The 22,445-nt window shown below is 62.0% G+C and carries 28 protein-coding genes; 26 read left to right on the forward strand and 2 right to left on the reverse strand.

The features are described from left to right. Nucleotides 1–71 precede the first annotated feature (71 nt). Both fdxA and mutS read right to left on the reverse strand, forming a co-directional pair. Entirely contained in the window at nt 72–395 is a 324-nt protein-coding gene (gene fdxA / locus DK261_RS13525) for a ferredoxin FdxA (protein WP_007924025.1), read from the reverse strand. Between the two features lie 142 nt (nt 396–537). Beyond that, nucleotides 538–3,117, reverse strand: a complete 2,580-nt coding sequence (gene mutS / locus DK261_RS13530; protein ID WP_110175853.1) for a DNA mismatch repair protein MutS — start codon at nt 3,115–3,117, stop codon at nt 538–540. Between the two features lie 187 nt (nt 3,118–3,304). On the opposite strand from mutS, the gene DK261_RS13535 reads away from it, so the two are divergent. The 26 genes from DK261_RS13535 (at nt 3,305) to DK261_RS13660 (ending at nt 22,423) form a co-directional block, all read left to right on the forward strand. After that, nucleotides 3,305–4,039 (forward strand): XRE family transcriptional regulator, encoded by a 735-nt coding sequence (locus DK261_RS13535; RefSeq protein ID WP_164485924.1) that lies wholly within the window; start codon nt 3,305–3,307, stop codon nt 4,037–4,039. Nucleotides 4,040–4,594: 555 nt separating this feature from the next. Beyond that, nucleotides 4,595–5,023: a tail fiber assembly protein gene (locus DK261_RS13540; protein ID WP_038630724.1), complete on the forward strand. Its 429-nt coding sequence runs from the start codon at nt 4,595–4,597 to the stop codon at nt 5,021–5,023. Nucleotides 5,024–5,186: 163 nt separating this feature from the next. Further along, complete coding sequence (locus DK261_RS13545; protein ID WP_080768771.1) at nt 5,187–5,375, forward strand: Com family DNA-binding transcriptional regulator; 189 nt, start codon at nt 5,187–5,189, stop codon at nt 5,373–5,375. A gap of 8 nt (nt 5,376–5,383) precedes the next feature. Further along, the gene (locus tag DK261_RS13550; protein WP_110175854.1) at nt 5,384–5,965 is read left to right on the forward strand and encodes a DUF642 domain-containing protein; all 582 of its coding nucleotides are present in this window, start codon (nt 5,384–5,386) and stop codon (nt 5,963–5,965) included. 102 nt (nt 5,966–6,067) lie between these two features. Next, a complete protein-coding gene (locus DK261_RS13555; RefSeq protein WP_009047293.1) occupies nt 6,068–6,415 on the forward strand; it encodes a phage holin family protein in 348 nt (115 codons plus the stop codon). Nucleotides 6,416–6,581: 166 nt separating this feature from the next. Next, complete coding sequence (locus tag DK261_RS13560; protein ID WP_110175855.1) at nt 6,582–7,346, forward strand: N-acetylmuramoyl-L-alanine amidase; 765 nt, start codon at nt 6,582–6,584, stop codon at nt 7,344–7,346. Nucleotides 7,347–7,567: 221 nt separating this feature from the next. Next, on the forward strand, nt 7,568–8,092 hold the full coding sequence (locus DK261_RS13565) for a hypothetical protein (protein ID WP_110175856.1): 525 nt from the start codon (nt 7,568–7,570) through the stop codon (nt 8,090–8,092). A 3-nt stretch (nt 8,093–8,095) separates the two neighbouring features. Then, complete coding sequence (locus DK261_RS13570) at nt 8,096–8,704, forward strand: phage baseplate assembly protein V (RefSeq protein WP_110175857.1); 609 nt, start codon at nt 8,096–8,098, stop codon at nt 8,702–8,704. A gap of 13 nt (nt 8,705–8,717) precedes the next feature. After that, nucleotides 8,718–9,050: a phage baseplate protein gene (locus DK261_RS13575; RefSeq protein ID WP_007924012.1), complete on the forward strand. Its 333-nt coding sequence runs from the start codon at nt 8,718–8,720 to the stop codon at nt 9,048–9,050. After that, nucleotides 9,047–10,042 carry a baseplate J/gp47 family protein gene (locus DK261_RS13580; RefSeq protein ID WP_110175858.1) on the forward strand — a complete coding sequence of 332 codons (996 nt, stop codon included), beginning with the start codon at nt 9,047–9,049 and terminating at the stop codon, nt 10,040–10,042. The genes DK261_RS13575 and DK261_RS13580 overlap by 4 nt, the downstream gene beginning before the upstream one ends. Next, a complete protein-coding gene (locus tag DK261_RS13585) occupies nt 10,039–10,674 on the forward strand; it encodes a phage tail protein I (protein ID WP_038630731.1) in 636 nt (211 codons plus the stop codon). Before DK261_RS13580 ends, DK261_RS13585 begins: the two co-directional genes overlap by 4 nt. Then, nucleotides 10,675–12,201 (forward strand): phage tail protein, encoded by a 1,527-nt coding sequence (locus DK261_RS13590; RefSeq protein WP_110175859.1) that lies wholly within the window; start codon nt 10,675–10,677, stop codon nt 12,199–12,201. A gap of 10 nt (nt 12,202–12,211) precedes the next feature. Next, nucleotides 12,212–12,637 carry a tail fiber assembly protein gene (locus tag DK261_RS13595; RefSeq protein ID WP_038630733.1) on the forward strand — a complete coding sequence of 142 codons (426 nt, stop codon included), beginning with the start codon at nt 12,212–12,214 and terminating at the stop codon, nt 12,635–12,637. Nucleotides 12,638–12,729: 92 nt separating this feature from the next. Continuing rightward, nucleotides 12,730–12,951 carry a hypothetical protein gene (locus DK261_RS13600; RefSeq protein WP_038630734.1) on the forward strand — a complete coding sequence of 74 codons (222 nt, stop codon included), beginning with the start codon at nt 12,730–12,732 and terminating at the stop codon, nt 12,949–12,951. A 2-nt stretch (nt 12,952–12,953) separates the two neighbouring features. Further along, entirely contained in the window at nt 12,954–14,120 is a 1,167-nt protein-coding gene (locus tag DK261_RS13605) for a tail protein (RefSeq protein ID WP_016701993.1), read from the forward strand. Continuing rightward, nucleotides 14,120–14,626, forward strand: a complete 507-nt coding sequence (locus DK261_RS13610; protein WP_016701994.1) for a phage major tail tube protein — start codon at nt 14,120–14,122, stop codon at nt 14,624–14,626. Before DK261_RS13605 ends, DK261_RS13610 begins: the two co-directional genes overlap by 1 nt. Before the next feature lie 126 nt (nt 14,627–14,752). Beyond that, nucleotides 14,753–15,364, forward strand: coding sequence for a phage tail assembly protein (locus DK261_RS13615; protein ID WP_016701995.1), 612 nt, complete (start codon nt 14,753–14,755; stop codon nt 15,362–15,364). A 128-nt stretch (nt 15,365–15,492) separates the two neighbouring features. Continuing rightward, nucleotides 15,493–17,700: a phage tail tape measure protein gene (locus DK261_RS13620; protein WP_110175860.1), complete on the forward strand. Its 2,208-nt coding sequence runs from the start codon at nt 15,493–15,495 to the stop codon at nt 17,698–17,700. After that, on the forward strand, nt 17,700–18,083 hold the full coding sequence (locus DK261_RS13625; protein WP_016702001.1) for a phage tail protein: 384 nt from the start codon (nt 17,700–17,702) through the stop codon (nt 18,081–18,083). The genes DK261_RS13620 and DK261_RS13625 overlap by 1 nt, the downstream gene beginning before the upstream one ends. Next, nucleotides 18,076–18,288: a tail protein X gene (locus DK261_RS13630; RefSeq protein WP_009042420.1), complete on the forward strand. Its 213-nt coding sequence runs from the start codon at nt 18,076–18,078 to the stop codon at nt 18,286–18,288. The genes DK261_RS13625 and DK261_RS13630 overlap by 8 nt, the downstream gene beginning before the upstream one ends. A 9-nt stretch (nt 18,289–18,297) precedes the next feature. Beyond that, entirely contained in the window at nt 18,298–19,314 is a 1,017-nt protein-coding gene (locus DK261_RS13635) for a phage late control D family protein (protein WP_110175861.1), read from the forward strand. Nucleotides 19,315–19,456: 142 nt separating this feature from the next. Further along, on the forward strand, nt 19,457–20,041 hold the full coding sequence (locus DK261_RS13640; protein ID WP_103331118.1) for a hypothetical protein: 585 nt from the start codon (nt 19,457–19,459) through the stop codon (nt 20,039–20,041). After that, nucleotides 20,038–20,220: a DUF2635 domain-containing protein gene (locus DK261_RS13645; RefSeq protein ID WP_007923975.1), complete on the forward strand. Its 183-nt coding sequence runs from the start codon at nt 20,038–20,040 to the stop codon at nt 20,218–20,220. Before DK261_RS13640 ends, DK261_RS13645 begins: the two co-directional genes overlap by 4 nt. After that, complete coding sequence (locus tag DK261_RS13650) at nt 20,220–21,716, forward strand: phage tail sheath subtilisin-like domain-containing protein (RefSeq protein WP_028681834.1); 1,497 nt, start codon at nt 20,220–20,222, stop codon at nt 21,714–21,716. Before DK261_RS13645 ends, DK261_RS13650 begins: the two co-directional genes overlap by 1 nt. A 66-nt stretch (nt 21,717–21,782) precedes the next feature. Continuing rightward, a complete protein-coding gene (locus DK261_RS13655; protein ID WP_007923973.1) occupies nt 21,783–22,130 on the forward strand; it encodes a phage tail tube protein in 348 nt (115 codons plus the stop codon). Further along, nucleotides 22,127–22,423, forward strand: a complete 297-nt coding sequence (locus DK261_RS13660) for a phage tail assembly protein (protein ID WP_007923972.1) — start codon at nt 22,127–22,129, stop codon at nt 22,421–22,423. The genes DK261_RS13655 and DK261_RS13660 overlap by 4 nt, the downstream gene beginning before the upstream one ends. The last annotated feature ends 22 nt before the right edge of the window (nt 22,424–22,445 follow it).

Consider the following 22,445-nt stretch of genomic DNA (forward strand, 5'->3'; position numbering starts at 1 on the left):
TTGCCTGCGTAAAAGTGAATCCGGAACAGCAAAAAGGCCCGCAAGGGGCCTTTTTGGGGAACGCGAGGTAATCAGCGTTCGAGATCTTTGATCTTGCCTTTGACGCCATCCCACTCTTCGGCATCGGGCAGGGAATCTTTCTTTTCAGTGATGTTGGGCCAGATTTCGGCCAGCTCAACGTTCAACTGAATGAACTCCTGCATCTCTTCCGGAACTTCGTCCTCGGAGAAGATCGCTACAGCGGGGCATTCAGGCTCGCACAGCGCGCAGTCAATGCACTCATCCGGGTGAATCACCAGGAAGTTCGGGCCTTCGTAAAAGCAGTCCACCGGACAGACTTCTACGCAGTCGGTGTACTTGCACTTGATGCAGTTGTCGGTGACGACGAAGGTCATTTCTAATTCTCTCCTCAGGCGGCGGCAGCGGAGCCCCTTCAGGACGGGGTCGCCAGGTTCGGGAGCGATAGTCTGCGGACCAGGCTAATAGTCCGCAGCATCCCAAACCGCGCGAGATTCTAACAGCTTGAAAGCATCAGCGTTAGATGCGTGTCTTCAATGTATAGAGCATTTCCAGTGCCTTGCGCGGGGTCATGTCGTCCAGATCGAGCTTGGCCAGGTCATCGAGGACCGGGTGCGGCAGGCTGGCGAACATGTCGCTTTGCTGCGGGACCGAAGCCTTGCCCGGTACCGGAGACGGCGCTTCATGGGGCAGGCTGGTGGTCTCCAGGCGACTCAGGTGCTCGCGGGCGCGGACGATTACATCGCTCGGAACCCCCGCCAACTGGGCCACGGCCAGGCCATAGCTCTGGCTGGCAGGACCTGGCAGCACATGGTGCAGGAACACAATGCGCTCGTTGTGCTCGGTGGCATTGAGGTGCACGTTGGCGACCAGAGGTTCGCTTTCCGGCAGGACGGTGAGCTCGAAGTAGTGGGTGGCGAACAGGGTGTACGCCCGCAGATGGGCGAGACGTTCTGCCGCAGCCCAGGCCAGGGACAGACCATCGAAGGTACTGGTGCCGCGACCCACTTCGTCCATCAACACCAGGCTGCGCTCGGTGGCGTTATGCAGGATGTTGGCGGTTTCGCTCATTTCCACCATGAAGGTGGAGCGACCACCGGCCAGGTCATCGCTGGAGCCGATCCGGGTAAAGATGCGGTCCACCAGCGACAGCTCGCAGCTGGCCGCCGGCACGAAGCTGCCGATATGGGCCAGCAGCACGATCAGCGCGGTTTGCCGCATATAAGTGGATTTACCACCCATGTTCGGGCCGGTGATCACCAGCATCCGGGTTTGATCGTCGAGGCTCAGGTCGTTGGCCACGAACGGCGTGGTCAGGACCTGCTCGACCACCGGGTGGCGACCCTGAGTGATGCGCATGCACGGCTCGCTGACGAAACGCGGGCAATTGAGATCGAGGTTCAGCGCTCGCTCGGCCAGGTTGCTCAGCACGTCCAGCTCGGCCAGCGCCGCGGCGGTGTCCTGCAGCGGCGGCAGGTGGCCGATCAGGGTTTCCAGCAGGGCTTCGTAGAGCATCTTCTCGCGGGCCAGCGCGCGGCTCTTGGCGGACAGCGCCTTATCTTCGAAAGCCTTGAGCTCAGGGGTGATGAAGCGTTCTGCGCCTTTGAGGGTCTGGCGCCGGATGTAGTCCGCCGGGGCCTGTTCCGCCTGTTTGCTCGGCAGTTCGATGAAGTAGCCGTGAATCCGGTTGTAACCGACTTTCAGGTTGGCCAGGCCGGTACGGGCCTTTTCCCGGGCTTCCAGGTCGATGAGGAACTGGCCGGCGTTTTCGCTCAGCGATTGCAACTCGTCCAGCTCGGTGTCGTAGCCGGTCTTCAGCACGCCACCATCGCGGATCACCGCCGGCGGGTTGTCGATGATGGCTTTTTCCAGCAGTGCTGCCAGTTCCGGGTAGGTGCTGGTGGTCACGGCCAGTTGGCTCAGGTGCTCGGCTTCGAGCTCGGTCATCGCCACTTGCAGTTCCGGCAGCGCCGCCAGGGCATCGCGCAGGCGCGCCAGGTCGCGGGGACGGGCGTTGCGCAGGCCGATACGGGCGAGGATCCGCTCGATGTCGCCGATTTCCTTGAGCTGCGGTTGCAGCCTTTCGAAGCGGTAATCGTCCAGCAGGCAGCCGATCGAGGTCTGCCGCGCCTGCAGGACTTTCAAGTCCCGCAGCGGGCGGTTCAGCCAGCGGGTCAGTAAGCGGCTGCCCATCGCGGTCTGGCAACGGTCGACCACCGATTGCAGGGTGTTATCGCGACCGCCGGCGAGGTTGGTGTCCAGCTCCAGGTTGCGCCGGCTGGCGCCGTCGAGCACCACGGTGTCGTCCAGGCGTTCGTGACGCAGGCTGCGCAGGTGGGGCAGGGCAGTACGCTGGGTTTCCTTGGCATAGCTCAGCAGGCAGCCCGCAGCGCCGATGGCCAGGGTCAGGTTCTCGCAGCCGAAGCCCTTGAGGTCCTGGGTGGAGAACTGCTGGCACAGGCTCTTGTGGGCCGAGTCGCGTTCGAAGTCCCAGGGCGCGCGACGGCGCACGCCACGGCGTTTTTCCGCCGGCAGGCCTTGCGGCCAGTCGTCCGGGATCAACAGTTCCACCGGGTTGATGCGTTCCAGCTCGGCCAGCAGGTTCTCCCAGCCCTTGATTTCCAGGACCGTGAAATTGCCGCTGGTAATGTCCAGCACCGCGAGGCCGAACAGGCGCTCGTCGCCCAGCACCGCCGCGATCAGGTTGTCCCGGCGCTCGTCGAGCAGAGCCTCGTCGCTGACGGTCCCCGGGGTGATGATCCGCACCACCTGGCGCTCCACCGGGCCCTTGCTGGTGGCCGGGTCGCCGACCTGTTCACAGATCACCACCGACTCGCCGAGCTTCACCAGCTTGGCCAGGTAACCTTCGGCGGCGTGATAAGGAATCCCGCACATCGGAATCGCCTGGCCAGCCGACTGCCCACGCGCGGTCAGGGTGATGTCCAGCAACTTGGCGGCCTTCTTTGCGTCTTCATAGAAGATTTCGTAGAAGTCGCCCATGCGATAGAACATCAGCTGGTCGGGGTGCTGGTTCTTGAGGCGCCAGTACTGCTGCATCATCGGCGTGTGGGAGGACAGATCGGTGAGCGCTTTATTCATCGGGTCGTCAGGTTGATTCGTTGAAAGGGTGGGCAAAAGCAGAGGGCATGGGCCCGGCTTTTTCGCGATGGGCGCAAGGTTACCATGGGCGGTCCGACCTTCGCAGGGATGAACCTAGGCGGATTTCGAGTGTTTTATGCATGGATATGCATTTTAGCATTTGTCATCGACGAAAATAACCCGCAATATGCGCGTTATGCAAAAGCGCAACGTTTCTACCGTCTTAAGAGAGCTGCTCGATCGCGATGGCATTTCCCCCACGGAACTCCATCGGCGTACCGGCGTGCCTCAATCCACCCTTTCGCGGATCCTCAGTGGCAAGATTGTCGATCCTTCGGACAAACACATCTCGCGGATCGCCGAGTACTTCCAGGTGAGCACCGATCAACTGCGCGGGCGCGCGGCGGTCGCCTCTGCCCGGCCGGCCGATCCGCATTCGGAACTCAAGGACATAAGTCTGTGGGACGACGATACCCCCGTCGATGACGACGAGGTGTCGGTCCCCTTTCTTCGCGAGGTTGAATTGGCTGCGGGATCAGGAAGATTCGTCATCGAGGAAAGCGAGCGCTCCAGTCTGCGCTTCGGCAAGCGCAGCCTGCGACACAATGGCGTGCAGTTCGACCAGGCCAAATGCGTGACCGTGCGCGGCAACAGCATGTTGCCGGTGCTGCGTGACGGTGCCACGGTGGGGGTCAATGCCGGCAAATGCGGTATCGGCGACATCATCGACGGCGACCTGTATGCCATCAACCACAATGGCCAGCTGCGAGTGAAGCAGCTCTATCGCCTGCCTTCCGGCATTCGCCTGCGTAGCTTCAACCGCGACGAACATCCGGATGAGGACTACAGCTTCCAGGAAATGCAGGAAGAGCAGATCGTCATCTTAGGTCACGTCTTCTGGTGGGGCATGTACGCCCGCTAACCGCAGCCCATAACGCCAAAGCCCGCCATCGAGCGGGCTTTTTTGTGCCCGCGGAAAACCCTCCACGCCTTTATTTATGCGGCCTTCATGCGCCTATGCATTTCTTGCGCATAAATAAATGCATTTGTGCATTGACTGTATATGCATCCATGCATATTATTCGTTCCAAGCCGCCCGACAGCGGCGAGCGACACCGCTCTTTAGTGGCAAAAGCAAAGGCAGCGATGAACCGGCCTCGACGGTTCAGAGGGTTGGCAACTGACCCGGGTGTGCAGCGTAAAGCACCGTGAACAGTTATCCGGCGGGCAGGGACCGCGGTCGGAAAAACAATTTGAATAGACTCGTACCGCGCCAGTAGCGCCGAAAAGTCAGCTTCCTTTTTGTTCACAGGATGAAAGGAAGGCGAAGGATCGCATTCTGAAAAGCCCGGCGGATTGCCGGGCTTTTTGGAATGCCTACCTGATGTAACTACCCCATTCAAGAAAATTAGTGGGTATGCAGGTACGCAGAACGTAAGAACAGCATTCGCTATTAATTGCCAGTAGGAAAAAACAAATGAATCGTTATGCCTTCATTCGAATTGACTATTCAAAACCCTTTCCCAAAGTTCTACAGATTTTGGACTCTGAGGAAGCTCCCACTACCTATCCAGAGGGAGCAACGGGCATATGGGTTGATGTAACAGGTAACACAACAGTCCAAGTGGGATGGAAGGCTTTAAACCTGACAGGTGAGTGGGTCTTCAGTGAACCAACCTATCAAGACTATGTAGATGAGGTAACTAGGCATATGGAAAGTCTGCTTAGTGAAGCTGTTAGTTGGCTGAGGTTGAATCCCTTGCAGTATAAGTTGGATCTAGGTGTCACCACTCTTGCAGATGAAGCGTTGTTGCTTGCTTACAAGCAGTACTACATTGCTGTCAGCGAAGTGAAAAATCAATCCGGCTACCCACACTCGGTCAACTGGCCGGCCGCTCCCTTTTAATTCACTACGACAGTCAAACCCGACACTGGAACCGCGTTGCTGAAAATGCCCTTCTACTCGTGAGGCCTTTGGCAAAGCCTGCCTTGTGTCAGGCATATCGGGTTTCATCCCTGGATGGCCAATGCAAAAGGAAGGATCCGATGAACATCACAAGGCATTGCAGATGTTGAAAGATTGCCGATGTGGACATTGCAAGAGACTGCTCGCCCGGATCGGCGAGTATGCAGAGCTCCAGATCAAATGTTCCCGGTGCGGAACGCTGAATCATGTGAGGGCCGCGAGCCCCGAGCGATCGCCTGTGAGCGACATGAGTGCTGCTTCGGTAGCACGACCCAATCCATCACAGCCATAGGTGAACACATGAAAGTCTTGAAAAAATATGTCGCTCCCATTCTGGCCGCCGTTGTGCTGCTGGGCTCCGCAGCCAATGCCGTTGCGGCCAACCTGCTGGTCAACGGCAGCTTTGAACAGCCCGGTTGCAGTGGTAGTTGTATTCTGGATACCCCGGCAAAAACCAACTTCATTACCGGCTGGACGACATTCCTGTCCGGTGCCGAGTACTTCAACGTGCCGGCTTCGATTGGCGGCTCCGCAGCCGCGGATGGCCTGGTGATTGTTGACCTGGCGAACTATGTCTATGGCAACGGCGGGGGCATTCAACAGAACTTTGCCACTGTCGTTGGCGCCAAGTACCGACTGACGTTCAGCGCCGGCAATTCGAAGTTCGCCGGTCGTTCGGGTGACGGTGTGGTACAGGTCAAAGTGGCTGGCCAAACCGCCACTTTCAATACGCCGACCGCCAAAGGCGTTTCGATCGAGTGGAGCACCCTGACCTACGACTTCACCGCCACTACCACGCAAACGACCCTGGCGTTCTCCAACGAGCAGAATCCGTACGCCAACTTTGCCTTTATCGACAACGTCATTGTTGAACGTCTGTAACTCCCGTTCAGCGGACTTTTCCAGGGTTGAAGACAGCGCCGGTGACTCGGTGCTGTCTTGCCCTCAATCCCTGCACTCATCAACGCTCCCAGGAGGCGTGACATGACAAACGAGCAACAAGCGTTGCTGGACATGCCGATCTGGCTTGTCATCGTCCTCGCCCTGGTGGGCGGGGTGTCCGGCGAAATGTGGCGCGCCGACAAGGAGGGCGCCCGCGGCTGGTTGCTGCTGCGGCGCCTGGCCCTGCGTTCCGGGGCCTGCGTGATCTGCGGGGTCTCGACCATCATGCTGCTGTACGCCGCCGGCGTATCGATCTGGACCGCCGGCGCCTTCGGTTGCCTGACCGCCATGGCGGGCGCTGATGTAGCCATCGGGCTCTACGAGCGCTGGGCGGCCAAGCGGCTGGGTGTGTGCGAAGTGCCGCCCAAGGATCCGCGCTCGGACTCTTGAATAACCACCAAAACAGATCGTCGACTCATTGAGTCGACACTGCCGTGATACCCGCCTGACGCAGGACGCGTACTCGTATTGAACGAGCTCAATCGGCCCTCCCGGCAGGGAGGCGCCAGGTACGGCCCAGCGCCGTCCATCCATCCGTTTCAAAGAGAGGCAAACCATGATCCCAATCGACTACAACAGCTATCGCACCCTTGCGCCCTATAACAAGCGGGTGCGGTTCCTGGTGCTGCATTACACGGCGCTGAACTTCGAGGCGTCGGTCAAGGCCCTGACCACCGGCGCGGCGAGTGCCCATTACCTGATCCCGGCGGTGCAGGATCCGACCTATCAGGCCGCGGGTTTCCAGGAGCAACGAATCTTCAACCTGGTGGCCGAAGAAGACCGCGCCTGGCATGCCGGTGTCAGTGACTGGGCCGGTCGCAGCGGCTTGAACGACACCTCCATCGGCATCGAGATCGTCAACGAGGCCACCGACGTCAATGGCGTCTTCACTTTCCCGGATTACGAACGCTCCCAGGTCGAGGCGCTCAAGCAACTGGCCCTGAATATTCTCCAGCGTTATCCGGACATGTCGCCGAAAAACGTGGTGGGCCACTCCGATATCGCGGTGGGCCGCAAATCCGATCCGGGCCCCAAGCTGCCCTGGAAAGAACTCTACAAGGCCGGTATCGGCGCCTGGTACGACGAGCCGACCAAGAAGAAATACGTCCAGCAATTCCGCGCCGCGGGTCTGCCTGAGCGTGCCGAAGTGCTCAAGGCCTTCGCCACCTACGGCTATGGCGTGCCGGCCCAGGTAACGGATGACTTCTTCCAGTCGCTGGTGCGGGCCTTCCAGATGCACTTCAGGCCGAAGAACTACACCGGGAAACTGGATGTGGAAACCTGCGCGATCCTTTATGCGCTGAACGAGAAGTACGCCTGATTCGGCGAAATCAGGGCTGAGGTCTCCATCGAAGGTGATGCCGGACCTCAGCAAAGTCTCGTGAGTCATCCGTTGCATCACCCAGCCCTTCGCGATCTCGCGCACCGATCTGGCGAGCCAGAGCCCTGCTCAAACCGACGTTCACCGCCCCTCCAGCTCGCACCACATCCGCAGCCCCCCAGCGCAATCTCAACCCTGATATCCGAACAGGAAGCCCCCCTATGCCCGCTGTCATCGACAAGCCGTCGCAGCTGTTTTTCGCCATTGCCGAGACCCTGCGAGGGGCGGGCCTTGGCCTCAAGGTTGGCAGTCACCAGGAGTTCGATGGTCTGCTCGACCAGGCCTGGGTGCTGATGGCGATCGAGCGCGATGCCCCGGGCATGCGCAGCCAGGAAGGGCGTATCGCCCATGTCCTGACGATCTCGTTGCAAGCCGTGGCGGCTGTGGGGAGCGAGCGTTCCGGGTTCGAGGCCGGCGATCTGGCGAGCGTGCTGAAGGATCTGGCTACGGATAACCGTTGGGGCCTCCCGGCGGTGCAGTGCGACCTGCCGATGAACCTCGAGGGCCTGCCCTCGACCCTGATTCGCGGCGAGCAGCAATACGCCGCCTGGACGCTGTCGTTCACCCAGACGCTGTACCTCGGCCAGCCATTGCTGGACGACCCGACTGGCATACCGAAGTTCGCCCGCACCTGGGAAGTCTCGAACATCGATGACCCCGACCAATACCAAGCACTTGAGGGCTGAGCCATGTTTGACGAGCTGCTGCGCATGCAGCTGGGCCCGATCATCGAGCGACTGGCGGAAATGGAAACCGAACTCGATGACTTGCACCGGCGGACGGAAAACCATTGCCGTATCGGTGTGTGCCAGTCGGTCGATGCGGCCAGCAACACCTGTCGGGTCAGCCACGGAGAGCTGCTGACGCCGGCGATCAGGTTCTTCAACCCCAGCGCCGGCGCGCAAAGCGAATCGCGCATTCCTTCCGTGGGCGAGCAGTGCCTGCTGTTCAACTACGGTGGCGGCGACGGTGGGGCCCAGTCGGTGGCGCTGTTCGGCCTCAACTGCGACCGCTTTCCACCGGTGTCGACCCTGGCCGCGCTGACCCGCCGTCAATACGCCGATGGCACCCAAAGCAGTTATGACGACGCCGGCCATGTCTTGAGCTGGAGCAACGGCCCGACCGCGCTCACCGCTTCCCGCGAGGCGGTCGAGTTGAGCATCGGTCCCGCCCGGCTGGCGATGAGGCCCGAGGCGATCGAGCTGCGGCTGGGCGCGGTGGGCATCTTGCTCGACAGCGCCGGCATCCACTTCAGCGGCCCCTTGGTGGAACACCAGGGCCGCGTTATCAGCCCTTGATAAGAGGCTTTCCATGATTGGAGTCGATAGAAACACCGGCGCCGCGGTCGATGACTGGCTGCAATTCGTGCAGCGCGCGACCCGCGCCCTGACCACGCCGCTGGGCACCCGGCAGAAGCGCCCTTTGTACGGTTCGCTGATTCCCGACCTGCTGGGCCAGAACCTCGGCGATGACCTGCTGATCCTCGCCCAGAGCCATGCCGCGCAGGCGTTCTACAACGAGCAGAACGGCATCGGCGATTTCGAGCCGCAGGTCATAGTCGCCAGCCGGCGCGGCGCCGGGCTGCTGTTGCGTTTCGCCGGCACCTGGAAAAACCGCCAACAGACGTTCGAGGTCGTGACATGAGCATGCTGATACCCGGTGAACACCAGTTGGCCGAGCCGGCCATTGTCACAGTCGATGAATTCGAGACGCTGCTTGCCGAGTTCAAGACCTTCGTCGTCGATTACGTGGCCCAGCGTTCCCCCGCCCATGCGCAGAAACTGCAGGCCAGCCTGGCCAACGAAAGCGAGCTGCTGACCCTGGCGCTGGAAGCCTTCTGCCTGCGCCTGCAGACCCATGAACGCAAGTACAACGCCCGCATCAAGCAGATGCTGGCCTGGTGGGCCACCGGCAGTAACCTCGATGCACGCCTGGCGGACATGGGCCTGGAGCGGCAGTTGCTCGACCCGGGCGATCCGGCGGCCTTTCCGCCGGTGCCCGCGGTCTATGAAAGCGACGAAGATGCACGCCTGCGCTACTACCTGGCGCCCCATGCGCCGGCCGCCGGTTCGCGCATGCAGTATCGCCGCGAAGTCTTCACCCTCGGCGAGCGGCCGACGGTGAAAGTGGACTCCACCGATGCAGGCGTGGTGACCGTCACCTACACCTTCGACCCGGACGGTTACGCGGCGCGGGTCAAGGATGGCAACGGCCGCCGTACCGCGCCGGGAGAAGTGCAGGTCACCGTGCTCTCGCGAGAAGGCGACGGCACGCCGTCCGAGGACCTGCTCGAAGGCGTGCGCCGACACTTTGCCCGACCGGACGTGAAACCGGAAACGGATCGGGTGACGGTGCAGGCGGCACAGATCAAACCCTACAAGATCCGCGTGGTGGCCAAGATCAACCCGGGCCCCGATTCCGGACTGACCCAGGTCGCCACACAGCGGCAACTCCAGGCCTACGCGGACAGCTGTCATCGCCTGGAAGGGCGGGTGGATCCGAGCTGGATCGATTACACGCTGCATGCCGCGGGTGCGGTGCAGCTGGAAATTCTCGAACCTTTGGCGCCGATCGTCACGACGGCTTTCCAGGCGCCGTATTGCACGGATGTCGAGGTGGAGGTGCTCACGCTATGAAGGATGAAGCCGTTCACCCGAGTCTCCTGCCGGTCAACAGCTCGCCTCTGGAAAGAGCGCTCGACCTGGGTTTTGCCCGGTTGCTCGAACGCATCGCGCCGCCGTTTCCGGAGCTGATGAGCCCCGCCGAAACACCGGTTGAATTCTTGCCTTATCTCGCGGCTGATCGGGGTGTCGGCGAGTGGCGCTCCGAAGCGCCCGAGGCCGAAAAACGTTTGACGGTCGAGCTGGCCTGGCCCACCGCGCGTCAGGCCGGCACACGAAAGGCGCTGGAAAATGCCGCCAAGGGTTTGCAATTGATGCCCGAGGTTCGCGCCTGGTATGAGCAGACCCCACCGGGGGCGCCTTACAGCTTTTCGGTCAGGGCCTTCACCGAGCGGCCTTACAGCGAAGAGATCGACGCGCGCCTCGATCGGCGCCTGGCGGATGCCAAAAGCGAACGCGACATCTTGACGGTATCCGTGGGTTTGAGTGCATTCGGTTCCCACTCCATCGCGGCGGCGACCGTCTGCGGCGAGTTGACCACCATCTACCCGATCGTTGTCGAGGGGCTCGAAGCCTCGGGCCAGGCCTTCATGGCCGCCGGGCTGTACAGCGTCGAAACATCCACTATTTATCCTCAGGGGTCCTAAATGGCCGACTATTACACCCTGCTCACGAATGCAGGGATCGCCTACGAAACTGCCTGCAAGGCAGCAGGCGTACCGATCAAGCTGTCGCAGATTTCCGTCGGTGACGGCGGTGGCGCGGTTTACAACCCGGCGGCGACCGACACTGCCCTCAAGCGCGAAGTCTGGCGCGGCCCCTTGAACGCGCTGTTCCAGGACGAGAAAAACCCCAGCTGGCTGCTCGCTGAAGTAACCATCCCGCCCGAGGTCGGCGGCTGGTATGTGCGCGAGGCCGGGCTGTGGACCGATACGGGGATCCTTTACGCCATCGTCAAGTATCCGGAGTCGTTCAAGCCGGTGCTGGCAACTTCGGGATCGGGGAAAGAGTTCTATATCCGCTCGATTTTCGAGACCAGCAATGCTTCGCTGGTGACCTTGCTGATCGACGATACGGTGGTCAAGGCGACGCGGGCTTGGGTGGCGGGTTATGTCGCCGATGAATTGGCGAAGCTCGACAGTAAACAATCGGTGCGGGTCGCTACCACCACCAATATCGTTTTAAGTGGTGCTCAAGCGATCGATGGCGTAGCCGTTGTTGACGGGGACCGTGTGCTGGTCAAGGCGCAATCGCTAGCCAGGGACAATGGCATTTATGTTGTTGCCAACGGTGCCTGGACCCGTTCGAAGGACGCTGATGCAAGCGTCAAGGTTACGTCTGGGCTAATCGTTTCCGTCGAGGAAGGAGCCTTGTTGGCGGACACTATCTGGCAACTGGTTACAGACGGCTCTATCGTTCTGGACACTACGGCCCTGACCTTCCAGAACATCACCAAAGGATTTGCGCCGCTCAACTCACCGGTGCTGATTGATCCGACGGCTAACACGCCGGTGCAATTCAATAACAGTAAGGCGCTAGCAACAACGGAGTTTGTGCAACGCTCGTTGGGCAGTAAAGCTGGCGTGAGAATTATTGATGCAAGCGTCGAGCTAACTGCGGCTGAAGCTGGCTTCGTGATTCTCGCAAATATTTTAGCTTCCAATGGCGTGCTAACTCTTCCAGCATTTTCAACTGTTCGGGCGGGAGTCTCGTTTTACATACAGTGTGGGGCTGCAACGAATGCAATTAGCGTGAGGGCTCCGGCGGGGATGGCCTTTGGGGCTCCCTTGGCGGGGGCCGATCCGAGTTCGGTTACGATCCAGCCCGGTTCTGCTATCGAATTTATCTATTTGTCGGCATCGACAATCCTGGCAACAAATGGCGCCGGCACTGCTCAGCTAACAAGTAATGGATTCCAGAAGCTTCCGAGTGGACTGATTCTTCAGTGGGGGAGTGCTGTCTCGGTAGGTAGCGCGACAGGAAACTGGTCTGCAACGTTTCCGATCGGATTCCCAAATGCTTGTATAGGTGCATCGATTTTAGGGAACGGGGGGCCAACAGTCTTCTCATTGGTTTCTAAGGCCACTAATGGACTTACGGCTACGGCGATGCTGAGTACAACAGGTGCCGCAACTGCAAACCTCGGCGGGTTTTTCTTCGCAGAAGGCTATTAGAGGGAATCATATGTTCGCTTCAAAAGCTGCACGTAGTTTTTACGATCCTGCAATTCACGACTTTATGCCGGATGACGCGGTTGAGATCTCCGCTGACAGGCACGCTGAGCTGTTGGTGGGGCAGTCTGAAGGTAAGGTCATTACCTGGGGCGCTGATGGGTTCCCCACATTGATTGATCCACCTCCGCCCGGCACTGAAGAGTTGTCAGCTGCCGAGCGGTCATGGCGCGATCAGCAACTGTCCGATACTGATGGTGTTGTTTCGCGTCATCGCGACGAGATCGAAGAAGGTGTCGTAACCACGCTTTCAGCAGGCCAGTACGCTGCGCTCCAGGCGTATCGCCGGGCACTCCGCAATTGGCCAGAAGCTGATGAGTTTCCACTGATTGATCGACGTCCCCCTGCACCCGATTGGCTGGCTGACCAGCTCCAATAAACGCCCCGCACCGACGGGGCGTTTTCTTAGCCGCAAAGCAACACCCAACAGCCTCACTCACCTGGGGCTTTTTCGTATCTGGAGAGACTGAAATGGCTAACCGCCAAACCTACACCGTCCTCGTGCCATTCCCCACCGGCGGTGGCCACTGGTCGAGCGTCGGCCAGCAACTGGAACTGCTCGATGTCGAGGCCAGTGCCCTGCGTGCCGCCGGCCGCCTGGAACTGACCAGCGTCCTTGCGGCGCGCCAACAGGCCGAACCGGCCACTCCATCCACCGCGGCCAAAAAGGCCGCTGCCAAGAAGGCTGAATAACCATGGCTGAGGTTCTGAACTTCGAGCACAACGGCATTACCGTCAATGCCACCGAATCCCCCGAGGCCATGGGTGGCCTGGGTGACAACGTCATCGGTCTGGTCGGCACCGCGCCGAAGGCCGACCCGCTGATTCCGCGCAATGCGCCGTTTCGCATCAACAGCTTCACCACCCAGGCGCTGCTGGACCCGACCGGTGCCGAGTCGGGCACTCTGTTCCAGGCGGTGTACCAGATCCTCAAAGTGGTCAAGGTTCCGGTCTATGTGGTGATCGTCGAAGAGGGCGCGACCCCGGCCGACACCGTCAACAACGTGATCGGCGGCGTCGATGCCACCACCGGCCGCAAGCTCGGCCTGGCTGCCCTGGGCAGCGTCCCGGAAGACCTGACCATCATCGGCGCGCCGGGCTTTACCGGTACCAAGGCGGTGGCTGGCGAGTTCGCCTCGTTCGGCAAGCGCATCAAGGCCCGTGTGGTGCTGGACGGCAAGGACGCCTCGGTCGCCGACCAGGTGACTTACAGCAAGGAGCTGGGCGGCGCGGACCTGGGCTTCGACCGTTGCCTGGTGGTGCACAACATGCCGGCCGTGTACTCCAAGGCGGCCAAGAAGAACGTGTTCCTGGCGCCGTCGAGCCTGGCCATCGCTGCGCTGGCCAAGGTCAAGCAGTGGGAGAGCCCGGGCAACCAGGTGACCTACGCCGAAGACGTTTCGCGCACCGTGGAATACAACATCCTCGACACCTCGACCGAGGGCGACCTGCTCAACCGCTACGGCGTCAGCTACTACGCCCGCACCGTGCTCGGTGGCTTCTCGCTGCTGGGTAACCGCTCCATCACCGGCAAGTTCATCAGCTATGTCGGCCTGGAAGACGCCATCAGCCGCAAGCTGGTCAAGGCCGGGCAGAAAGCCATGGCCAAGAACCTGACCAAGTCCTTCATGGACCAGGAGGTCAAGCGCATCAACGACTGGCTGCAGACCCTGGTCGCCGACGAAACCATCCCGGGCGGCAGCGTGTACCTGCACCCCGAGCTGAACAGCGTCGAGAAGTACAAGAACGGTACCTGGTACGTGGTCATCGACTACGGCCGCTACGCGCCGAACGAGCACATGGTGTATCAGCTCAACGCCCGCGATGAAATCATCGAGCAGTTCCTGGAGGATGTTCTCTAATGTTTACCAACCGCGTAAGACAGGCCATCGCGGCCACCCTGCAAGGCCTGCCGTTGTCGGCGACCGTGGAAGAGTTCACCCCGCCGAAGATCGAATTCGAAATGGAAGCGATGACCGGTGGACGCTTCATCGCTGAAGAAATGGCCAAGAGCGGCAAGGCGCTGACGGCCACCCTCAAGCTGCAGGGACTGGGGCCGGAAATCATGCTGGCGCTGGGCGTGAAGCTGGGTGACGACATCCTGCTCAATGTCCGCGAGGCGGGCCAGGATCAGGATGGCAAGACCTGGTTCACCTACCACACCGTGGGCGGCAAGCTGAAATCCCTGGCCGAAACGGCCATGAAGATGAATGACAAACCCACCACCACCCTGGAACTCTCCTGCCGTACCTACAACCGCATCGAGAACGGCGTGCCGGTGATCGACATCGACGTGCGCACCCAGAAGTTCGTGCTCAGCGGCGTCGACATTCTCGGCGACGCCCGTCGCGCCGTACTGATGCCGTAACCCGCGACACTTCCCCTCTGTAGGCGCGAGCGGCTCGCGATGACGGCCCGACAGCCCGCATCGCAAGCGCTGTTCATCTCCTATCGCGAGCCTGCTCGCTCCTACCTTTTACATAGGAATTCATTCATGTCCTGGACGCCTCCGATCCATGCCCTGCTGTGCCCGATCACTGCCGACGACGAGTCGCAGATCGCGCAGATTCAGCTCAAGCCATTGTTCTACGCCGCGCAGAAAGAAGCGCTGGCCCGCGCCGGCGACGATGAGGACGATCAGTTCTTCGAGCTGGCCAAGCTGGCCACCGGCCTGTCGGCCAATGAGCTCGATCAGCTCAAGCGTCCGGACTACGTGAGCATCGCTCAATACGTCCATGACATGTCGACGCGCCCGGCTGCGTACTTCCTCCAGCAGGGTGTCGAGTCCGAAACGGCCAGCGATACCCTCGACGATGGGCCGGCGCAGGATGACCTGGACCAGGTGAACCTGCTGTTGCCACTCGATGTGGCGGGCCAGCGCCTGACTTCCCTGACCCTGGAAATGCCCGCGCTGCGAGCGACCAAGGTGATGAAGAAGCTCAAGACCACCAAGGAACGCGCCGAATTCATCACCGCGCATTGCACCGGCCTGATGCTGCCCGACCTGGCGTTGCTCAGCGTGCCTGACTGGACGCAGTTGCAAGAGCGCATCGACGATTTTTTAAACAAACCGGCGGCCTTCTTTCGGAGCGCGACATCGAAGTGATTCTCGATGTGGTGCCGCTCATTTACCCGGTAAGTGAGGCGGAAATCCTGGAGTGGGACGCTGGCAAGGCCTTGCGCCGCTACGACATCGCGATTACTCGCCTTGGCGTGAAAGAGGAGTAGAGCGGGATGGCGAACAATCAGTTTTCGCTCAAGAACGCCAGCATGGAGCCGTCCTGGCTGGCGCCTGTCGGTACCGGCCAGCCAGATGACCGGAGCACAGCCGTGGCGAGCCCGGCAAATGCCGGCCTGTCATCCATCAGTTTCATCCTGGCCCTGAATACCGCCAGCGTGGACATTCGTCTGCTGACTAAGGCCATCGACTCATTGAAATTGACGCTGTCGTCGCAACGCCCGTTGCAGCAGGCATCCTCCGGCAGCGCCAAGGCCGAGGCGAGCGGCGCCAAAGCCACGGACAAGGCCGCTAGTGGGCTTCAAGCGCCTGACCTGTTCAAGTCGGCGATGGCGATGAATGCGGCGCTGGCCGATCTGGGGAGAGTGGTTTCTCTCCCCGGCAATGAACGCGAGGAACTCGCGAAAGACAACTACCGCATGGCCAGTTATCCAGGCATCGCCGCGGGTGGAACCACGGCGGTCGATCTGGCGAAGCTTGAATACGCCGCTGCCAAGGCCGGGATCGAGAACGATAAAGGCGTGTCTCGACGACAGACCCTGACGGCATTCGGCGCTGACGCCGCGCTCATGGCAACCGCGTTCAAGATGCCGGGCAAGGATGCCGGGGACATGCTGGCCGGCTGGCGCACCTCGATGAAGCTGGACCGCAACCAGGCGCTCGATCTGGCAGACGCGACCAACCACCTCGGCAAGCTTCCGGGCGATGCCGAGGCGGCCGACATCGGTGTGATCCTGCAACGGCATGGCGCTGCCGCCACGGCGGCGGGGCTGGCCCCGGAGCAGGCGGCGGCGCTGACGGCGGCATTGCTCAACACCGGCACGCAAAAGGCCGATGCCGGAGCCGCGCTGAAAGGCATCGCTGCCGTGCTGGGCAAGGGCGAACCCAAGTCCGAGGCGCAGCAAGTGGCCTTGCAACGGTTGCACATCGACCCGCTGAAGCTGGATGGGGCAGGTGGCCTGACCAAGGTGCTGGAGGCGCTGCAAGCGCCCGACGTGTCGAGCCGGGAGCGTTCCGCGTTGGCCGCTACCCTGTTCGGCAGCGCGAATGGAGCTGCGTTGCGCCTGGCGCAACAACTGCCTGAGGTTCAAAAGGCCTTGGCGCAGGTCGCCGACAAGAAGCAGTACGCCACCTCCAAGCTGGGCGACCAGGGCTCGGTACGCCAGTCTGCATGGGCCCAGGCGAATACCTTCGATGCCCGCTTGAACCGGATGAACACCGCGTTCGGTTCCGCCCTCGCGCCAGTGGCGGAAGGGGCGATGGTGCCCATTGGTGGGGTGGTCGATGGCTTGGCCAGCCTGGCGACGGAGTTTCCGAAGATTGCTGCTGGCCTGGCCCTGGCCGGGGCCGCCATTGCGCCGGTGGTGGGGCGCTTGCTCAAGTCGGTGCTGGACGAGGTCTTTACCCAGGTGGCGAAGAAGCTCTTGAGTCTGGCGGCTCCGCGCCTGCCGTCGAGTATTGGCAAGCTGTTCAGCGAAGGTGGGGGCTGCTGTGGCGGTCCTCCGGGCGGTGGTGAAACCCGCGGCCCGAACAGAAGAGAGCGAAGGCAACGGGACAGGCAAGAAAAGAAAGATAGGCAAAAGAACCAAGCCAATACGGCGAGGTCCGCAACAAAAACCAGCTCTGCAGCTGCACCGCGCGCCGGCCTGATCTCGCGCATTGGCCGCGGATTGAGCGGCAGTTTCGCCGGTCTGCGCTCTGTGGCCGGCCGGGTGGCCAGTCGACCGCTCAAGCTGCTCAGGGCCGGTCTGAATGTGTTCAGGGGCGTGCGTAACCGCGATCCCAAGGCCATTGGTTCCGGCCTGGGGACCCTGGGTGGTGCCTGGGCCGGCAGCACATCCGGTGCCGCGCTCGGAGCGGCCCTGGGCAGCGTCGTGCCGATCCTCGGTACGGCTGTCGGCGGGCTGGTGGGTGGAGCCATTGGCGGATGGCTTGGCAGCGAGGCGTTCAGTCGGCTGGGGGGTGAGGTTGGAGACCGCTTGAAGCCGCCGGATGAAGTGAGCAAGAACCTCGCAGCCAGCTCGACTTCCTGCCAGCAGGTTACCTTCGCCCCGGTCATCAATATCTATGGCCAGGATCAGGCCACCTCCAGGCAACTGGTGGACATGGTGATCCAGCAAATGCAGATGCAGGTCATGCCTCTGATGATGACCAACCCGCTCGCGGTACGGCGCGACGTGGCCCTGACCGATGGAGTGATGTGATGCGACAGCAGATGGCGTTGGGCAATTTCATTTTCGGCTTGTCCACCGGCTTTGCCTACGACCGGCTTGAACGCAAGACGGACGGTGGCTGGGCCAGTATCGACATCATCACCAGCAAGCCGAAATCGCAGCAGGCCGGGCAGAAGCTGGAAACGCTGCAGATCAGTGGCAAGTCGATGTACGCCACGGGCATGGCGCGCCTGGACCAGCTGCGTGAGTTGCAGGCCGCCCGTGTGCCCTTGCCGCTGGTGGATGGCATCGGCCGCAACTGGGGGCGCTGGCGCGTCAACCTGGTGACGGAGGTGCAGACCTCCATCATCGATGACGGCACCGCGCTGGTGATCAACTGGACCATCAACCTCGAGGAATTCGTCAATGCGTAGGGTTCGAAGTATTGCTGGCGATTCGGTCAACCTGCTGCTCTACCGCGAGGTGGGACGTTGCGACGATGCGGTCGAGGAGGCGCTCTGGCGCCTCAATCCACTGCTGGCCGAGAAGGGCCCGGTGCTGCCGGCGGGTGTCTGGGTGATAGTGCCCGAGATCGAGTCCCGGCCGGTTGCCGCGACCCCGGTCTCGGCCTGGGACTAAGGAGGGCATATGACCCTGGGATTCACCCCGAGCATTGAGCTCTACGGCGCCAATGCCGCGCGCCTCAACGAACGGCTGATCAGCTGGACGCACATCGATGCGGCAGGTATCGAGTCCGACCAGCTCACGCTGACCCTCGATATCGAAGGCCTGGAAGGGCTTCCCGAACTGGGAGGGAAAGTCGGGCTGCGGGTGGGTTATCTGGAGTCGGGACTGGTGGATCGTGGCGAGTTCATCATCACCCGGCGCACGCCCAACCTGTTTCCGCCGCGCCTGACCCTGGTGGCCACGGCTGCCCCCTTCAAGGTGGCGGACGCGACCGGTTTCAAGCAGCGCCGCTCTGCCAGCCATGGCCCCACGACCCTCGGCGCGCTGTTTCGCCAGCTGACCTCCCGGCACGGTTTTTCACCCCGGGTGGCGCCCGAACTGGACTCGATCCCTGTCCCACATGTCGATCAGTGCAACGAGACCGACATGAGTTTCTTGACGCGCATTGCGCGGCCGCACGATGCCGTCACCAAGCCGCTCAACGAGATGTATGTGCTGGCGCTGCGAGGGCAGGCGAAGTCGCTCTCGGGGAAAATCCTTTCGCCGGTGCGCTTGAGCGTCACCCGGGATAACCGTCCGGGGGATCCGGCGTTCATCTCCGCCAGCATCGATGAGAACGGCCGGGCCAAGCACAAGGGCTGCCAGGCCACCTGGTGGGATTCGGCGGCCGGCAAGGAGCGTGTGGTCAAGTTGGGGCAGACCCCCTTCCAGACCCTGCGCCAGCGTTACCCGGGGGAGGGCGAGGCCCGCAGCGCAGCCCAAGGGGCGATGCGCCGGATCGAGCGCGAAGCGATCAAGCTCAAGCTCGACTGTCCCGGCGACCCGTCCCTGTCGGCCGAGGGGTTGGTGTTGCTGGACAACAGCTGGCCAGCATTCATGCAGGGCACCTGGTCGATCGACAAGGTGACTGCCAGCGGCAGTCGCGAGAAAAACTATCGCTGCATGATCGAGGCAACCTGCCTGGAGAAGCAGCCTTAATTGCCGGGCCTTGCCCAGCATCCTGTTCTCCCGCGTCCTTCTTCTCTACGGCTCCATCCTGTTGCCCGGGCACCCGCTGCCTGGGCGATCCGTTGTGGCCGCGCCTGATGGTTTCCCATTCACTCAGTTTTGGAGCTTCTTCATGAAGATCACTCCGATCCTCACGCAGCTGCGCGATCACTGCCCCGGCCTGGCCAATCAGGTGGCCGTCGGCGTCGATCTCGCGCTGCTGCAAAGCAATACCGCGTTGCCCACCCCCAGTGCCCATGTGACGCCGATCGCCGATCTGGCCAGCCCGAGCACCGGGCAGAACGTCACCCGCCAGGCCATCCGCGACCGCTTTGTGATCACCCTGGTACTGGATGCCAGCGACGCCCGGCAGGCCCTGGAGCAACTCGAAAGCCTGCGGGCCGAGTTGTGGCGGGCGCTGGTGGGGTTCAAGCCGGGCGCGGACTACAACCCGATCGAATACGACGGTGGCGAGATGGTTTCGCTCAGTGCCACGCGGTTGTTCTATCAGCTGCGCTTTTTCGCCGAGTTCCAGCTGGGACGCAACCTGGCCAGCCAGCCGGCGGAAACCTGGCGTGAGCGTGAACTGGACGGCCTGCCGTCCTTTACCGGGGTCACGGTGCGGGTCGATGCCATCGATCCGGCGGACCCCAACCTGCAACACCCGGGGCCCGACGGGCGCCTGGAACTGACTTTCTCTGGAGACGTAACGCAATGAGCAAACGCATCACTGTGCTGCCGGCCGCGGGCCGCGCCGTGCCGGACCCCGAAGCCGGCGACCTGCTGCCGCTGGAAGGCCGTGAAGTCGACGACAACGCCTGGTGGCGCCGGCGTCTGGCCGATGGCGATATCACCCTCAAGGCCGCGAAGGCGGCCAAACCACAAGGAGCCAAATAATGGCGATCGGATTCAGCAATATTCCGGCGGACATTCGTGTGCCGCTGTTCTACGCCGAGATGGACAATTCGGCGGCCAATAGCGCGTCTTCGGCCATGCGTCGACTGATCGTGGCCCAGGTCAACGACAACGTCGCGCCGGCCGAAACCGGCAAGCTGGTGCTGGTCTCCAGCGTCGCGCTGGCCAAGAGCATCGGCGGTCAGGGCTCGATGCTCGCCTCCATGTACGAGACCTGGCGCAAGACCGACCCGATCGGTGAGATCTGGTGCCTGCCGCTGCACAACGTCGAAGGCAGCGTGGCCAAGGCCGAGCTGAAGTTCACCGGCACCGCCAGCGAAAGCGGCGTGCTCAACCTGTATGTCGGTGGTGTGCGGGTTCAGGCCGCCATCGTCAATGCCGCCACCGCGGCGCAGGCCGCCAGCGCGCTGGCGCTGAAAATCAACGCCGCCGCCGACCTGCCGGTGAGCGCCGCCGCGGTCGAAGGCACCCTGACCCTGACCGCCAAATGGACCGGCGACAGCGCTAACGACATCAGCCTGCAGCTCAACCGCCTGGGCAAGAGCAATGGCGAAGAAACCCCGGCTGGCTTGAGCGTGACGGTCGGCAAAATGGCCGGCGGCGCCGGCGTGCCGGATCAGGTCGCGGCCCTGGCGGCCCTGGGCGATGAACCGTTCGAGTTCATCTGCATGCCGTGGACCGACACCGCGACCCTCAACGCCTGGCAAGCCGTCATGGATGACAGCACCGGTCGCTGGTCCTGGGCCAAGCAACTGTTCGGTCATGTCTACAGCGCCAAGCGCGGTACCGTCGGCACCCTGGTGGCGGCCGGTCAGGCACGCAACGACCAGCACATCACCATCCAGGCCCTGGAGCCGGGCGTACCGCAACCGTTCTGGGTGCAGGCCGCCGCACTGGCCGCGCGCACCTCGGTGTTCATCTCCGCCGATGCCAGCCGTCCGACCCAGAGCGGCAGCCTGCCGGGTGTCGATCCGGCGCCGGCCAGCGAGCGTTTCACCCTGACCGAGCGTCAGTCGCTGCTCAGCTACGGCATCGCCACCGCCTACTACGAAGGCGGTTACGTGCGCATCCAGCGTTCGATCACCACCTACCAGAAGAACGCCTACGGCCAGGCCGACAACTCCTACCTGGACAGCGAAACCATGCACCAGTCGGCCTTTATCGTGCGCCGCCTGCAAAGCGTGATCACCAGCAAGTACGGGCGCCACAAACTGGCCGCCGACGGTACCCGCTTCGGTGCCGGCCAGCCGATCGTGACCCCGAGCACCATCCGCGGCGAGCTGATCGCCCAGTACGCCAAGCTGGAACTGGAAGGCCACGTGGAGAACGCCGAGCTGTTCGCCGAGCACCTGATCGTCGAGCGCGACAGCCAGGACCCGAGCCGGGTCAACGTGCTGTTCCCGCCGGACTACATCAACGGCCTGCGAGTGTTCGCGCTGCTCAACCAATTCCGTCTGCAGTACGACGCGGCGGCCTAAGCCGAGCCTCTTTCACTGCGCTTTTCCAGCCCGCCTGGTGCGGGCTCATTTTTTGGGAGAAACACCATGGGTCAACTGATTGCGGGCACCTGCTACGTCAAAGTGGACGGCGCTCAACTGACCATCAACGGCGGCTGCGAAGCGCCGCTGATGTCCGTGAAACGGGAAACCATCGTGCCGGGTTTCTACAAGGAAACCGACATTGCCCCGTCCTTCAAGGTCACGGCGCTGCACACCCCGGACTTCCCGCTCAAGCAGCTGGTGGCCGGTTCCGACATGACCGTCACCTGCGAATTCAGCAACGGCAAGGTCTACGTCCTGGCCGGCGCCTACCTGGTGGAAGAGCCGGTTTCCAAGGGTGACGACGCGAGCATCGAACTGAAGTTCGAAGGCATCAAGGGGACCTGGCAATGAGCGATAGCGTAAAGCTGCGTGTGGCCATCGAAGCCCACGGCGAACCGCTGACCGAACTGACCCTGCGCCGCCCGACGGTGCAGGAAGTGCGGGCGATCAAGGCGCTGCCGTACAAGATCGACAAGAGCGAAGAAGTCAGCCTCGACATGGACGTCGCGGCCAAGTACATCGCGGTCTGTGCCGGCATTCCTCCGTCCTCGGTCAACCAGCTGGACCTGGCTGACCTCAACGCCCTGAGCTGGGCGGTCGCGAGTTTTTTCATGAGTGCGGCATCGGAGCCATCAGCGACCTGATCGCGGTTGCCTATGACCTGGC

It is taken from the genome of Pseudomonas sp. RW409 (genome assembly GCF_003184125.1).
Lineage (GTDB): Bacteria > Pseudomonadota > Gammaproteobacteria > Pseudomonadales > Pseudomonadaceae > Aquipseudomonas > Aquipseudomonas chlororaphis_I.